Source organism: Marinomonas aquiplantarum (genome assembly GCF_003314975.1).
GTDB lineage: Bacteria > Pseudomonadota > Gammaproteobacteria > Pseudomonadales > Marinomonadaceae > Marinomonas > Marinomonas aquiplantarum.
The window spans coordinates 113,180-127,422 of the sequence record NZ_QNRF01000001.1 but is presented as its reverse complement, the minus strand read 5'-3'; the positions used below and the strand labels follow the sequence as shown (position 1 = coordinate 127,422).

Annotated in this window: 13 protein-coding genes; 2 read left to right on the top strand and 11 right to left on the bottom strand. The window is 44.7% G+C overall.

Translation table 11 applies throughout. From position 1 onward, the window contains the following. Positions 1 to 57: 57 nt before the first annotated feature. From DFP76_RS18315 to DFP76_RS00580, 4 genes are all read right to left on the bottom strand, one after another. Positions 58 to 1,371: a methyl-accepting chemotaxis protein gene (locus tag DFP76_RS18315; RefSeq protein WP_113872750.1), complete on the bottom strand. Its 1,314-nt coding sequence runs from the start codon at positions 1,369 to 1,371 to the stop codon at positions 58 to 60. 383 nt (positions 1,372 to 1,754) lie between these two features. Beyond that, positions 1,755 to 2,735 carry an aldo/keto reductase gene (locus DFP76_RS00590; RefSeq protein WP_113872749.1) on the bottom strand — a complete coding sequence of 327 codons (981 nt, stop codon included), beginning with the start codon at positions 2,733 to 2,735 and terminating at the stop codon, positions 1,755 to 1,757. A gap of 92 nt (positions 2,736 to 2,827) precedes the next feature. After that, the gene (locus DFP76_RS00585) at positions 2,828 to 3,775 is read right to left on the bottom strand and encodes a Gfo/Idh/MocA family oxidoreductase (protein WP_113872748.1); all 948 of its coding nucleotides are present in this window, start codon (positions 3,773 to 3,775) and stop codon (positions 2,828 to 2,830) included. A gap of 153 nt (positions 3,776 to 3,928) precedes the next feature. Then, positions 3,929 to 5,143 (bottom strand): LysR family transcriptional regulator, encoded by a 1,215-nt coding sequence (locus tag DFP76_RS00580; RefSeq protein ID WP_113872747.1) that lies wholly within the window; start codon positions 5,141 to 5,143, stop codon positions 3,929 to 3,931. Positions 5,144 to 5,297: 154 nt separating this feature from the next. On the opposite strand from DFP76_RS00580, the gene DFP76_RS00575 reads away from it, so the two are divergent. Further along, the gene (locus DFP76_RS00575; RefSeq protein WP_113872746.1) at positions 5,298 to 6,248 is read left to right on the top strand and encodes an AEC family transporter; all 951 of its coding nucleotides are present in this window, start codon (positions 5,298 to 5,300) and stop codon (positions 6,246 to 6,248) included. 30 nt (positions 6,249 to 6,278) lie between these two features. Next, on the top strand, positions 6,279 to 6,728 hold the full coding sequence (gene aroQ, locus DFP76_RS00570) for a type II 3-dehydroquinate dehydratase (protein ID WP_113872745.1): 450 nt from the start codon (positions 6,279 to 6,281) through the stop codon (positions 6,726 to 6,728). Between the two features lie 100 nt (positions 6,729 to 6,828). Here the strand turns inward: aroQ and arsC are convergent, their stop codons facing one another. The 7 genes from arsC to DFP76_RS00535 form a co-directional block, all read right to left on the bottom strand. Continuing rightward, a complete protein-coding gene (arsC, locus tag DFP76_RS00565) occupies positions 6,829 to 7,251 on the bottom strand; it encodes an arsenate reductase (glutaredoxin) (RefSeq protein ID WP_113872744.1) in 423 nt (140 codons plus the stop codon). 12 nt (positions 7,252 to 7,263) lie between these two features. After that, the gene (arsB, locus tag DFP76_RS00560) at positions 7,264 to 8,280 is read right to left on the bottom strand and encodes an ACR3 family arsenite efflux transporter (RefSeq protein WP_113872743.1); all 1,017 of its coding nucleotides are present in this window, start codon (positions 8,278 to 8,280) and stop codon (positions 7,264 to 7,266) included. Between the two features lie 34 nt (positions 8,281 to 8,314). Then, positions 8,315 to 9,034, bottom strand: coding sequence for an arsenical resistance protein ArsH (gene arsH, locus DFP76_RS00555; RefSeq protein WP_113872742.1), 720 nt, complete (start codon positions 9,032 to 9,034; stop codon positions 8,315 to 8,317). After that, complete coding sequence (locus DFP76_RS00550; protein WP_113872741.1) at positions 9,034 to 9,504, bottom strand: arsenate reductase ArsC; 471 nt, start codon at positions 9,502 to 9,504, stop codon at positions 9,034 to 9,036. The genes arsH and DFP76_RS00550 overlap by 1 nt, the downstream gene beginning before the upstream one ends. A gap of 13 nt (positions 9,505 to 9,517) precedes the next feature. Further along, a complete protein-coding gene (locus tag DFP76_RS00545; RefSeq protein ID WP_113872740.1) occupies positions 9,518 to 9,853 on the bottom strand; it encodes a metalloregulator ArsR/SmtB family transcription factor in 336 nt (111 codons plus the stop codon). A gap of 257 nt (positions 9,854 to 10,110) precedes the next feature. Next, positions 10,111 to 12,252: a methyl-accepting chemotaxis protein gene (locus tag DFP76_RS00540; RefSeq protein ID WP_113872739.1), complete on the bottom strand. Its 2,142-nt coding sequence runs from the start codon at positions 12,250 to 12,252 to the stop codon at positions 10,111 to 10,113. A 477-nt stretch (positions 12,253 to 12,729) separates the two neighbouring features. Then, positions 12,730 to 14,238, bottom strand: coding sequence for a tripartite tricarboxylate transporter permease (locus DFP76_RS00535; RefSeq protein ID WP_113872738.1), 1,509 nt, complete (start codon positions 14,236 to 14,238; stop codon positions 12,730 to 12,732). Positions 14,239 to 14,243: the final 5 nt, after the last annotated feature.

The window sequence follows — 14,243 nt, the reverse complement described above, 5'->3', positions numbered from 1 at the left end:
ACAAAAAACGCGCCTTGAAGGCGCGTTTTTTTATGCTTGTAAGAAAGGTAATAAGGCTTAGTTATTATTTTCGTGAAGCAATTTGTTCACTGTATTTGCAACGTGTTCTGCCCCGGTTAGAATCTCTTGAATAATGCCCGACGCTTCTTCGATCAATTGCGCACTTTCACCAGAACGCTCACTGACTTTACTCATACTGGCTTTGGCTTGGCGAGTTAGATCGCTGTTTTGAGCCACCATATTTTCGATTTCGACCGTTGAGGTGCTGGTTCGTGCTGCAAGGGTTCGAACTTCATCGGCTACGACAGCAAAACCACGACCATGTTCTCCTGCCCGTGCCGCTTCAATGGCTGCGTTCAACGCCAATAAGTTAGTTTGATCGGCAATGGAGCCAATGGTGGTGACAATCTTAGCAATGTTTTCAGATTGCTGATTTAAGCTTTCAATCAGCTCGGTGGAAGCTTCAATATCGGTAACAATCTGATTTGATGCTTCTACTGTGTTACGCAAAATCTTCGCTCCGTTTTCAGAGACTTGTGCCGTTTCAACTGACGTTGAGTGAGCGACTTCGGCGGCGTGTTGAATGGCCAGTTGCTCGGTGACTCGCTCTGTAATATTGGCCGCGACTTTTAAGATTTTGGTGACTTTACCCGTGTCATCATAGATGGGATTGTAGGTGGCTTCTAACCAGATGGTATCACCTTGCTTGTTGACGCGTTCAAACCGACCGGATTTGAAATCGCCACTGGCAAGTTCTTCCCAAAAACGAGGGTTTTGTTGGTAAAACTCGTCTTTACAAAATTTTCTATGGTGCGTACCAATAATTTCTTGTACTGAGCTAAATCCCATGGTCTTGAGGAAATTGTCATTGGCTGTAATGATCGTGCCGTCAGGCTGAAATTCGATCGTAGCACTTGATCGGTCAATGGCATCGTATACCGCTTTGTGGCTGTCGGCCAAGTGTTTTGCTGCTGTAATGTCCGAAGCAATTTTAACCACTTTGACCACTTTACCGTCTTGTTCTATCGGAAAGTAAGTGGCTTCAATCCATAAGTCTTCGCCATTTTTCTTTTGACGTAGAAAGGTGCCCTGCTGACAATTACCTGATGCGAGTTGAGGCCAGAAATTTTTGTACTCAGCGCTGTTTGCCACTTCGCTAGGGCAGAAAATAACATGTTTTTGTCCTTTCACCTCATCAAGAGTGTAGCCAACAGCATTGAGAAAATGCGTATTGGCTTCGATGATGGTGCCATCAGGTAAAAAACTGATAGTGGCACAAAATTTGTTCATGGCTTTTAGGAAAGCGGCATTTTCAGACAATGGCTTTTCATGTGTCTGTGTGGCGTTCTTATTGGCTTTATTAAAAAACATAATTACATTCCCTATCTAGTCTCTGGTCTGGCAAACGTCTGATCTAGCCTGAATTAATGTTAGAAATCGACTACATGTCTGTAATCCTATTCCTACACAATTTCAAAAACTATAGTGTGTTTAAAATAGTTTGAATACAAGTTTCACGTTTTAGAAAGGTAATGATCTGAAAGGATGCGTATCTAACTGTGTTGATAGACCTTCAATGTGTAATAAAAAAGTAGGATATATTTTTTAACTAATTGATTTAATTAATTTATGTAATATTTTCAGAAAAGAAGGGTGGCGGCTGAATTTGTTACTATCAGTAAAGAAAGGGACTGATTTTAAGAAAAACTAACAAAGAATAACAAAAGCCCCTTTGCGGGGCTAAAGCAGTAAGATTAAAACTCTTCTGTGTCGATCTCTCTTTGTTGCGCCGCATTGTAGCGAGGGCCATGAACGGTATTTTGGTTAATCATGTCATCCAGTAGAGCTATTTGAGCGGCATCCAAATTGAGCTGGATCGCGTCCAAATTGTCCTGCATATGATGAACCGAACGAGTCCCTGGAATGGGGACAATATTGTTATGTTTGCCTTGTAACCAAGCCAATGCAAGTTGTGCCGGTGTGCAACCAATGTCTTTAGCAAGAGATAAATAGTCGTTTAACAGTGCTAGATTGTGCTCATAATGTTCTGCTTGAAAGCGTGGCATATTGTTACGGATGTCTTTCTCTTCTAAGTCATCTGCGTTCATTAGGCCACCAGTTAAAAAGCCACGGGCCAATGGGCTGAATGCGACAAAGGTCACGTCCAGTTCTTGGCAAGCTTGCAGAACGGCGATTTCAGGGTTACGAGTCCATAATGAGTATTCTGATTGGATGGCTGTCACAGGGGATTCTTGATGCGCTCTTTTTAGCGTTGAGGCAGAGACTTCTGATAAGCCAATAGCGCCAATCTTACCTTCTTTTACTAAGTCACCTAATGCGCCGACACTTTCTTCTATGGCCACATCAGGGTCAAGTCTGTGAAGGTAATACAGATCGATGTAGTCGGTCTGAAGACGCTTTAGGCTGTTCTCACATTGCTGTCGAATCGTTTCGGGGCGGCCATTAATTTGTTTTTTTCCATCCACCATCGCCATGCCGCACTTACTGGCTAAAAAGAAGGATTGTCGATGCGCTTTTAGCGCCTGACCAACCAACTTTTCATTGGCTCCACCACCATATAGCGTGGCGGTATCAAAATGTCGGTAGCCCATTTCAAAAGCTTCTTGTAAGGCTTTGATGGCATCATCTTGTTGAACAGGAGAACCATAGGCGTGTGATAGGTTCATGCAGCCTAAGCCGATACTTGGGTTGGCGAGATGTGGGTGTTTTGACATAACAGATCCTCGTTATTTTCTCCGGCATATTATAGGGGTAGAACAAAAACAGGAAGCCGAAGCTTCCTGTTGGTAGCAAAGAGAGATTGGTATTAATCCTCTAAGCATTGCTCTAAACGATGAAGGGTTTCCATCGCGTCAATGGCTTGAGTCACACAAGAGTTCGGATCACGGCCTTCTTGAATGGCGGCGATGAATTCACGGTCTTGGAGTTCAATGCCATTGTTCGAAACCGCCACGCCAGTTAAGTCGATCTTGTTGTCATTGCCATCATACAAATCGTCATAACGTGCTAAATAGGTGCCGTTATCACAAATGTAGCGGAAGAAAGTACCAAATGGACCATCGTTATTAAAGGATAGAGATAAGGTACACAAAGCCCCATTGGATACTTTCATACCAATGCTCATGTCCATCGCAATACCCAGTTCTGGATGAATTGGTCCCTGCATGGCTTGTACTTTGGTGGCCGTTTCACCGGTCTGATATTGAAATAAATCTACCGTGTGACAAGCATGGTGCCACAGTAGGTGATCAGTCCAAGAGCGAGCTTTACCAAGCGCATTTTTATTGGAACGACGGAAGAAGTAAGTTTGCACATCCATTTGTTGGATGGTCAGTTCACCGGCTAAGACTTTATTGTGAATCCACTGGTGCGAAGGGTTGAAACGACGAGTGTGTCCCGCCATTGCTACTAAGCCGGTTTTTTTCTTGATTTCAACGACTTTGCGAGCGTCTTCGATGTTATCCGCCATCGGGATTTCAGACATCACATGTTTGCCAGCTTCCAAACATTGAATGGTTTGTGCGGCATGCATTTGTGTCGGTGTGGCTAGGATAACGGCGTCGACATCGTCACGCGCTAAGCTCTCAGCTAGGTCTGTTGTGAAGTGAGCGACGCCACGTTGTTCGGCAAACTCTTTGATGGCATCAATTTTCGTGCCTACCACGGAAGTGACTTCAGCCCCTTCGATGGCCGCAATGGCATCCATGTGTTTCATGCCAAAAGCGCCTGAAGCGCCCGCAATACAAATTCTCATCAGTCTACTCCTAAAAGTGCGAGTGTTTATTGTTAGAAGGAAAACACACCTTAGTGTTTTGTAATGCTGTTCAATCTAGCACTGGTACTGTTTTAGGGGTAATCCATTCATCGCTTAAGCTATTCATTTTTTGCAATCGAAAAATGCCTTACGTCATCGTACTTGTTCGGAAATTTCCCTTAGCAAGCTCAGAAAGTGAGATTGAGTCACCGTCGGAAGCCAGCTTTTTCGGACACATAAACCAATTGGACGTCGAGTATGCTCCAAAGGAAACTCGATGACTTTTAACAAGCCAATATTGATTTCTCGCTCAACCTGATGTGCTGACATCAAGGTAAGACGATCACTTTCCAATAACAATTCTCGAATTAATATTTGTGAGCTGGATTCGACTAAACGGCTGGGTAAAGGAACATTCGCTTCGTTAAAAATGTCTTCAAACGCCTGTCTTGTTGGTGTGCCTTGAGCAGGCACCACCCAAGAGTATTGAGCCAATTCAGCCGCACTGATGTTGGGCTGATTAAGTAAGGGATGATCTTGACGGGCAATGACGGATAAAGGCGGCGCCCAAAGCTCTTCTTGAATCACATCGTCGGCGGGGGTTGGATAACGTAATGCGCCTAATATGATGTCGATGTCACCTTGGCGCAAGTGATGCAATAGATCCGCATAAGGGCCTTCTGTGACCTTGATATTAACGTCAGGGTGGCGCTCATTAAAACGCAGAATGGATTTGGGTAAGATGGTCATACGTGCCAGTGGCATGCTGCCAATGGTAATGGTACTGACATCTTTAAATTGCAGCGCGTTGATTTCATAAATCCCCTGACGCAATTCATTGAACGCCAATTTAGTGGCTTTCGCCAAGGCTTGTGCAGCTTTCGTTGCGCTGGTACCTAAGCTGTTTTTTTCGAACAAAGTGACGCCAAGTAAGCGCTCTAAATCCCGAGCGGCTCTGTGCACTGACGATTGAGATACCGCTAGGTTGCGGCTGGCGATGCTGAAATTTTGTGCTTCACTGACGGCCACTAGCGCCCGCAGCTGAGTAGTACTGATTAAGGCCACAAGATTTTTCGGTGAGCGCTCTTTTGTCGATTGATCTTTGACAATGTCTTGGGTGGCGACTTGAATATGGTCAATGGCGCGGCTAACCCGTTTTTGCCAAATCTCTCCCGAGGCGGTTGGATACATACCATCAGAGTGACGCTCAAATAGGGGCGCGCCTAAAGAGGCTTCTAATTTAGCAATGGCTTGAGTAATAGCCGGTTGAGATAAAAATATACTGTCGGACGCTCGTGTAATGCTTTTTAATTCCGTAACAGCAAGAAAAACACGTAAATGTCGTAAGTTTGGAATGGATACTTCCATATGCCCCTCAATTTCTGGTGACTTAGAATGACTATATCAAAATTGAATGACAAAAAAATCAAATTAAAAAAGGTTTTGTTGGTTTTTTGTGTGTGAGAATATAACGGAACCGCCAGCTTTAATTTGATTGATGAGCAATCTAAGGTGTTCTCAGATGGACGTGGTTTTAAACATTACCGCCCCGATTTTTTTGTTGATTTTAGTGGGTTTTGCCGCTGCTCGTTACGGTTTTATTCCGTTAAACGCATTGGCAGGGTTGAGCCGGTTTGTCTTGTATCTGGCCTTACCGTCGCTGATTTTTGTCAAACTCTCTGCCATGGATTTTTGGCAGGTGTTTCATCCCGATTATATTTTAGTCTACGCGCTTGGTGGCTTAGGAACCTTTTTGGTCACCATCTTGCTGGGTTGGAAACTCATTAAGGCAGACCTTGTCACAGCCGGTGTGTTTGGTGTTGGGGCGACCATGTCAAACAGCGCTTTTATTGGTTTTCCGGTGCTGTTGCAGTTTTTTGATGAGCCAATGACACAAGCCTTTGTCATGGCCCTGATGGTCGAAAATCTGATTCTGTTACCCGTGTGTCTGATTTTCATTGAAACCATGCTAGGACAACAACGTCAGCAACAGGGGGCCAACTCAAAAAGCTTAGGCTGGGTGGTGATCAAACGTATTACGACCAACCCATTGCTGATCGCTTTGACGGCTGGGATGTGCTTTTCAATATTGTCATTGCCAGTACCAGAGTTTGCTCAACGAGGTTTGTCACTGTTGGCCGATGGCGCGGCGCCAACGGCGTTAGTCGTTATTGGTGGCTCATTAGTCGGCGTGTCCATTCGTGGACATTTGAGTGCGATTGCGTTGGTGGCGGTAGGGAAGTTGATCTTGTTCCCTGTATTGGTGATGCTACTGCTGATGTTCACCCCAGAGATGAATCCAGCCTTAAAAGTGTCGGTATTGGTGTTTGCGGCCATGCCGATGTTCAGTTCCTACCCTATTGTCTGTGGTGAATATGGTCAGCGAAGTTTTTGCGCCAGCACCTTATTAGTGACAACTGTGTTATCGTTTCTGACATTGAGTATATTGTTGCGTTTTTTAGCCACCAACTAATGACGCATTAGACCTGTTTTGGAGTGTGATATGGCGAGTATTATGGTACTTAATGGCCCAAATCTAAATTTACTGGGCACTCGTGAGCCAGCTCAGTATGGCCACGAAACGTTAGCGGATGTTGAAAAGCTGTGCGCGGATGCGGCAGCGGCGTTAGGACATCAAGTAGTATGTCATCAATCGAATCATGAAGGTGTATTGATCGACTTGATTCACGAAGCAGGGCAAAAGGTAAAATCCGGAGACATGTTAGGCGTGGTGTTTAATCCTGGTGCCTACACTCATACCTCTGTTGCTTTGCATGATGCGATTAAAGGGGCTGATGTGCCGGTCATAGAAGTGCATATTTCCAATGTTCATGCTCGAGAATCCTTCCGTCATCATTCTTACATTTCACCCGTTGCTGCAGGTATGGTGGTGGGAATGGGTGTTCAAGGTTATGTCTTGGGGATCCAAGGGTTAGTGAGTAAACGCACATAGCGTCAATATCACTCACTGCAATCTTCGAGAGTAAGACAACAAGCGTAATGTGCTTGTTGTCTTAGGGGCTGAGCATACTGAAAGGTATTACGCGACCATGTTAATGAGCCGGGCGGTTGCCTTTGGCGTCTAGTATTAACTCACCATCTTCTTTCTCGTAAGGGCCTTCTGGCCACTGTTCCAGCAAATCCAACACGGCTTCACTAGGGCGACACAGTTTGACCCCCTTGGGAGAGCACACAATCGGACGATTGACCAAAATAGGGTGCTCTAACATGGCTTCTAAGATGATGTCGTCAGACACGCTTTTGTTTAGTAGCCCCAATTCTTTGGCGGGGGACTTGGTTTCTCTCAAAGCACTTCTTGGCGTCAAATCCGCGGCGGCAAATAAGGCTAACAACTGAGCTTTGGTCCAGCCCTCCTTGAGGTAGTCAATGACCACAGGTGTATAGCCTGCGTCTTTGATAATGCGCAAAACATTACGTGATGTTCCGCAGTCAGGGTTGTGGTGTATCAAAACCATGCTAATAACTCCTTAAGCAAACCAGTGGCGCGTTCGATTCGCGAACCACACAAGCGATAACATGACGGGGACTTCAACCAACACTCCCACAACCGTGGCCAAGGCGGCACCAGAATGCAGACCGAACAATGAAATGGCGACTGCAACGGCCAGTTCGAAGAAATTCGAGGTGCCAATTAAGCTCGCTGGCGCCGCTTCGTTGTGAGGCAATTTGAACTTCAATGCTAACCAATACGCCACGGCAAAAATGCCGTATGTCTGAATCAGCAAGGGAATGGCGATCAGAATGATGGCTTGTGGGTCTGATAAAATGGTGTCGGACTGGAAACCAAACAAAAGTACCACAGTGGCAATCAGACCTATGATAGACCAAGGTTTCATTTTGCTTAGGAAACCCTCTAATCGAGAGTGATCGTTGGCTTTATCCAATGAATTACGAGTGATAGCACCAGCAATTAAAGGGATTAAAACGTACAACAATACGGAGACCAGTAAGGTCGCCCAAGGAACATGAATGTCCGTTGCACCTAACAGGAAGCCTGCGATGGGGGCAAACGCAAAGATCATGATGACATCATTGATGGAGACTTGAACCAAGGTGTAATTGGCGTCGCCCTTAGTTAATTGGCTCCACACAAATACCATGGCGGTACAAGGTGCTACACCCAGTAAGATCATCCCGGCAATGTATTCATTGGCGGTTTGCGGATCGACCCAATCTGCGAATAGACCTTTGAAGAAAAGCCAACCAAGTAAGGCCATTGAAAAGGGCTTAATCAGCCAGTTAATGACAAGAGTAAGTGCCAAACCTTTGGTTTGTTTGCCTACGTTTTTGATGGAAGAGAAATCAATTTGTACCATCATAGGGTAGATCATTAACCAAATCAGAATGGCCATGACAAAGTTCACATTGGCGTATTCTAAGCTAGCGATAGACGCAAAAACGTCTGGTGCTAAGCTGCCCAACAAAATACCGGCTAGTATGGCTAAGCCTACCCAGACCGTTAAATAACGTTCAAATAATCCCATGTTTGTTTCCTAAAGTACTTATCCAATGTCAGGTTTAAATCGATTTTTGATTTACTCGTTGGCTTAATTGCTCAGCGCTTTCAACGCGTTCAGAGTAACGGTCTACCATGAATGTTTTGTTATCTCTCAACAGCAAGGTGAATTTCATCAGCTCTTCCATGACATCCACGATGCGATTGTAGTAAGGCGAGGGTTTCATTCGACCATCTTCTTCAAATTCCAAGAAGGCTTTTGCCACCGAGGACTGATTTGGGATGGTCACCATGCGCATCCAGCGCCCTAAAATGCGCATCTGATTTACTGTGTTAAAGGACTGAGATCCACCGCAAACCTGCATCACCGCAAGGGTTTTTCCTTGTGTCGGACGAACGCCTCCTAGGCTGAGTGGCACCCAGTCAATTTGGCTTTTAAAAATGCTGCTCATCGAACCGTGACGCTCAGGAGAACACCACACTTGGCCTTCTGACCACATCATCAGCTCACGAAGCTCTTTCACTTTAGGGTGGTTTTCATCTTCTGTGTCTGTTTGTGGCAAACCTTGTGGATTGAAAATGCGGGTTTCCGCGCCGAATTCATTTAACAAGCGAGCCGATTCTTCTACCACTAGGCGGCTGTATGAGCGTTCTCGCAATGAGCCGTAGAGCAACAAAATGCGTGGCTTATGCGTGCTAGGCGTTGAGCTGAATTGGTCATGGCTAGTTTCACGCCATTGTTCGCGATCGATGTTTGGCAAAGAGGCGTCTTGCGAGTTCATTATTTGGCTCCCAAAATCGAAAGTTCGAACTTGAGTTGCTCGGCGTCAAGATGGCGTTGAGCAAGTGTTTTTAGTTGTTCGACTCGCTCTTCAATCGCCTTAATGGTCGCCATGAAAGCGGCTTCTTGTTGTGCTTCACTGCCTTCTAGTTTGGAAGGGTCGCTAAGTCCCCAGTGTACTTTTAGACTCTTGCCAAAATACAGCGGGCAAGCTTCGCCTGCCGCAGAATCGCAGACGGTAATGACTAGGTCTGGCTCAAAATCTTCAAAGTCATCCCATGATTGGCTGATTAGCCCTGTGGTTTGGTAGCCTGCTTGCTCTAGGTATTTCAATGACAATGGATGTACTTCGCCTGCTGGTTGGCTACCAGCACTTTTTGCGTTAATTAGACCACCAGCCATGCCATTGGTAATGGCTTCGGACAAAATACTACGACAACGGTTATGGGTACAAATATATAGGATTTTCATATTGGCCTCGTGTTTAACAACAACGGTTTGATGCAGCTTGACAAGCTTTTAGTGTTTCTAATGCTTGCTGATAGTAGTCTGGGTTGTGCTTTGCTGTTTCGTGAATGACCTCTTTTGCCCAATTCGGCAGGTCATCCTGTAATTTGTAATAGACCCATTTTCCTCGGCGCTCATCTTGCAAAATGCCACATTTACGTAGCTCTGCCAGATGCCGTGAGGTTTTAGGTTGATCCAATTGTAAAGCGTCCTTTAGATCACACACACAGGCTTCGCCCGTTTGGGAAATTAATAATAGGGACTTAAGTCGAGTATCGTCGGCTAAGCATTTATAAAATTGTATTGGCGTCATAATAAGATGGAATCTTTATATATGTGAAAAATAACATATGTGAAATTTCGTATATATTGAAAGATAAGTCAAGCAAAGAAATGTGCAATTTTCATCAGCGCGATATGGCGTGCTACAAGACGAGAAGTTTGGTTGTACTAAGAAAGCTAGATTAAGCGTCAACAAAGGACGCTTAATCTAGGGAAGGTGAGAACAAGTCCTCTTGCCACAGCATGTGGATAAAAGACTGTTATTCGTACCTTCCCTAGCTGGTGTGACTAATGCTTGGAAACTTGGAACTGACCGACTAATGAGTTGAGCTTTAAGGCAGACAATCCCACTCGTGATGAACGTCGTTGTAAGGCGGCAATGGAGCGTTTCATTTGCTCGGTTGCGGCACCCATTTCTTGCGCGGTATTGGCGTTCTCTTTGTTGCTGTCATTGAGCAGTGACATGGCTTCAAAAAGTGTCTCGACTAACTCGTATAAGTTGTTGTCCTCACTGCCTGATTGCTCGTTTACTTGCAAGTTACGGTCAACGTTTTCCGCTCCTTTTTCCATGAAATTCACCGCATTACGAGTTTCCTCTTGGATGCCTTCTAGCATCGCTTGGATCTCTTCTGCGGCCTCAGCGGTTTTGGACGCCAAACTGCGAACCTCATCGGCAACCACAGAGAACCCACGACCGTGTTCACCAGCCCGAGCCGCTTCAATGGCGGCATTGAGTGCTAATAAGTTGGTTTGGTTGGTGATATCGGAAATGGTGGTGATGATGCCAGCAATCTCATTGGTTTTCTGATCTAAGGATTTAACCGATTCTGCTGTAGTGCGGACCACATCGCGAATTTCTTGGGTGCCTGTTTTGGCATCTTCAAGACGCTTCTGTGCGCCTGCCACCACTTGGTCCATGGTTTGTTTTAGATCGTTTGCGGTTTGTGAAGCACTTTCAACTTCATCGACTTGCTTTTGGAACATGGTCAGCATGTCTTCTACCGTTGAGGCCAAATAATGTGAAGCGTCTTTGGCCTCTTCATTGGTGTGAACCATGAATTGGTTGGAGTTTTTCACATTGTTGCTGGCTGAAATCACCTCACCTATGGTGTTGTCTAAGTTATCAATGAAACTGTTCATCCAACGGCCCATGTCTCCCGTTTCATCATTACTAAGGTCACCTTTTAGGCGCTGTTTTAAATTCCCTTCCCCTTCTGCAATGGCTTGAATAACGGCTGTCATTTGGCTCATATTCTGACTGATTTTTCGTGTTCCTAAACGATTAAACAAAACCCCTGCCAGCAATAAGCAGGCAAATGAAATGACTAAGTTACTGGCGACAGAGAGATTGGTAAAGGCCTGCAAAGCGGAGCAAATTAATAAGGGCAAAGTGGAGGCGAAAAGGTAGCCTTTCATTAACTTAATGTTGATAGATCGACGTCGATAGACTTCTTCTAAATCCCCTTCACACATCATGCCCCATCTATCAGGGCTGCCTTTCAGCTGAAAGGTGACGCCTTTACCAATGACGGGAATATGTCGATAGTCCGAGTAGCCTGGGTAAGTGACAAACAAATTTTGGCCATTTTTAATGGTTTCTCGAACGCCTGGGTGCAATTGTTGAGTGGCTGGATCGGTAAAACGAATTTCAAACTCTGTATGTTGTTTTACTTTGACGACGCCCCAATTGGTGTTTATTCCGCTTTTGAGGTTCTCACCGTGACTGAAGGTGTTGTCCTCAAATCGTGATCTGGATAAAGCCGTACCTGGTAAAATACTGGGGTCAAAGTTTGGTTTAACCATAAACAAATAGTTATCACCGGACTCTTTATAAATGTGTCCAGCTTCACGCTGAATTAAATCGCCCAGCACATCGTTTGGCACACGAGCACAAACGGCTCCTAACGTGTTGCCATTATGCTTGATTGGAAGATAAAACATCAGGGTGACGGCGTCATGAAATTTTGAGCTAGAAGGGCCTATTTTTAAAGTGTTTTGATCGACGTAAGGGCCGTGTAAGAAGTAATCTTTTAACCCTTCCGAGACCGCATTAGCCGGTAGGTCATTTTGCCCAATGCGACTTTTTTCAGTGGAGTTAAGGACCTTGCCTTCGGTATCAATGACAAAGTATTCACTGACGTCGGCTACAATATTGAAGCGTTCTTCAAGGGCGCTGGTTTCAATATTGGGGAAACGCTCAGAAATAATTTCTAACAATACTTCAAGTTGCGACCACTGATTGTTAACCCAGTTATCAAGTAATTTAACGCGTGTATTGGCGATACCTTCAAAGGTTTGTTCAACGTTTTGATAGGTATCTTTGTTTAAGTAGCAAGATCGAAATAGTGAGAAGCGGCCATTTGCGCCAAACCAAGGTAACCAGCTTAACTCCTTAGGAGAAAGGGCCATATTTTTACTTTTTAATGTCATGCTTTAAATGCTCCGTTGCATTCATGCAACTACTTCAATGTAGTTGTGATAGGGGGATGACTTAAAAAAAGCAATATATTTGCCATAGTTTGATGGGATTGAAAGTTTAGTTTGATGTTCTGTGATCTAAACAAATGTCTAGAAGTTTGTACTGCGTTCAATTTTGTTTGCAGTAGATTATAAAATTGCGATGATTATTCAAATTAGAAAAGATGCACTGATTTGGTTAGAAACGATATTGGCGCACCAAAATTATCCAGTCTAAAGCGAAAGACTTGTCCAAATAGTCAACAAAAACATGTGGTTATATTTTATTAACGGATGCTTTAAAGCGCACTTAAAATAGCCGTTTTAATGTGAAATGTCACTCTTTGATGCATTACGATGGGGGCGATTTTTTATCCCTTGTTACTGTCGACTTCTCGCCTAAACAAGAGAATGACGGTCCCTCGTCATTCGTCGATCCTATCAGCCTGTTTAGGATGCGTTAGGAAAACACTTTGGTTTGATCACCTTGCTCCAGAGTGGTGTTTTCGTAACTAAAATCAACACTATAGTCATCAATAATACGACAGATAATGGACTGGTAAACATATGAGCGAATAGATCAATGACGCTACCACGTTCAGTCAAAATCGCTCGTCGCCAGTTTTCATCTGTTAAGGCACTTAAGATCACGCCTAAAATCACCGGGCCAACGGGAAATCCGTAAAGACGCATAAAGTAACCAAAGACGCCAAAGGCAAGCATCCACCAAACGTCGGTAATGGCGTTGTTAATAGCGTAAGCACCAACGATAGACAGAAGGAAGATGAGAGGGATTAAAATGCCTTTTGGGCATTCCACTATTTTTGAGAATAACTTGATGCCAGTTAAACCAAAAATGAGAATGAAAATATTGGCCAGTGTTAAATTGCCCACGGTGAACCAGAACATGTGTGGTTGCTCAACCATCAACAAGGGACCAGGGTTTAAACCATGAATGAACAGGGCACCGATAAATACCGCGGTGACGGCATCTCCCGGAATACCCAGTGTGAGCATAGGAATATAAGCACCGCCAACAGCGGCATTATTAGCAGATTCTGGTGCGATGAGACCTTCTTTTGCGCCTTCACCAAATGCGACATCTGGTTCCTTGGTTGAGCGTTTTGCGTGGTCGTAAGCCATCAGCGCCGCAATGTCGCCCCCAGTCCCTGGTAAGGCACCAACAATCACGCCAATAAACGAAGTTCGTACACTCAGTGGCAGGTATTTTTTGACATCTGAGAGTCTAGGAATGATTCGAGAAATCTTTTGCTTGATGACGGCTTTATCCATATGTTGCAGTTGATGTAAGGCTTCTGAAATACCAAATAAACCAATCATCACCGCGACAGGATTAATGCCATCCCAAAGCTCGATTATACCAAACGTGAAGCGCTCATCGGCTGTCATTGGGTCTAAACCAACGGTGCCAATTAATAAGCCAAAGGCTCCGGCAAAAATGCCTTTTGCTAAACTGCTACCGGATAATGAACCCACTAACATGATGCCTAAAATCCCTAACATCATGTAATCACGAGGTTGGAAGGTAATGGCAAAGTCGGCAATTGAGGGAGCAGCTAATGCCAGAACCAATATCCCGATAAAGCCACCCACGACAGACATAACCGTGGATAAGCCGATGGCTTCGCCTGCTAGACCCTTTTTAGCGAGAGGATAACCATCTAACGCTGTAGCAATGGCCGAAGGCGCGCCGGGAATATTCAGTAAAATCGCCGTACGAGAACCACCGTAAACGCCACCCATGTATACGCCAACCATTAAGCAAAGCGCGTTGTTCACATCCCATGAGAAGGTAAAGGAAATTAAGATGGAAACGGCCATAGTGACCGACAACCCTGGAATCGCCCCCACATAAATACCTAAAAAAGTACCAAGAGCCGTGAGTGCTAATAATTCAGGTGAAAGCCAAGACATGGCAAAATAATTTAAAGCATCCATGGGTG

What these genes read in the sequence shown, in the direction of transcription:
- DFP76_RS18315 (WP_113872750.1), bottom strand. Translation starts at nt 1,371, where the DNA reads ATGTTTTTTAATAAAGCCAATAAGAACGCCACACAGACACATGAAAAG.
- DFP76_RS00590 (WP_113872749.1), bottom strand. Translation starts at nt 2,735, where the DNA reads ATGTCAAAACACCCACATCTCGCCAACCCAAGTATCGGCTTAGGCTGC.
- DFP76_RS00585 (WP_113872748.1), bottom strand. Translation starts at nt 3,775, where the DNA reads ATGAGAATTTGTATTGCGGGCGCTTCAGGCGCTTTTGGCATGAAACAC.
- DFP76_RS00580 (WP_113872747.1), bottom strand. Translation starts at nt 5,143, where the DNA reads ATGGAAGTATCCATTCCAAACTTACGACATTTACGTGTTTTTCTTGCT.
- DFP76_RS00575 (WP_113872746.1), top strand. Translation starts at nt 5,298, where the DNA reads ATGGACGTGGTTTTAAACATTACCGCCCCGATTTTTTTGTTGATTTTA.
- aroQ (WP_113872745.1), top strand. Translation starts at nt 6,279, where the DNA reads ATGGCGAGTATTATGGTACTTAATGGCCCAAATCTAAATTTACTGGGC.
- arsC (WP_113872744.1), bottom strand. Translation starts at nt 7,251, where the DNA reads ATGGTTTTGATACACCACAACCCTGACTGCGGAACATCACGTAATGTT.
- arsB (WP_113872743.1), bottom strand. Translation starts at nt 8,280, where the DNA reads ATGGGATTATTTGAACGTTATTTAACGGTCTGGGTAGGCTTAGCCATA.
- arsH (WP_113872742.1), bottom strand. Translation starts at nt 9,034, where the DNA reads ATGAACTCGCAAGACGCCTCTTTGCCAAACATCGATCGCGAACAATGG.
- DFP76_RS00550 (WP_113872741.1), bottom strand. Translation starts at nt 9,504, where the DNA reads ATGAAAATCCTATATATTTGTACCCATAACCGTTGTCGTAGTATTTTG.
- DFP76_RS00545 (WP_113872740.1), bottom strand. Translation starts at nt 9,853, where the DNA reads ATGACGCCAATACAATTTTATAAATGCTTAGCCGACGATACTCGACTT.
- DFP76_RS00540 (WP_113872739.1), bottom strand. Translation starts at nt 12,252, where the DNA reads ATGACATTAAAAAGTAAAAATATGGCCCTTTCTCCTAAGGAGTTAAGC.
- DFP76_RS00535 (WP_113872738.1), bottom strand. Translation starts at nt 14,238, where the DNA reads ATGGATGCTTTAAATTATTTTGCCATGTCTTGGCTTTCACCTGAATTA.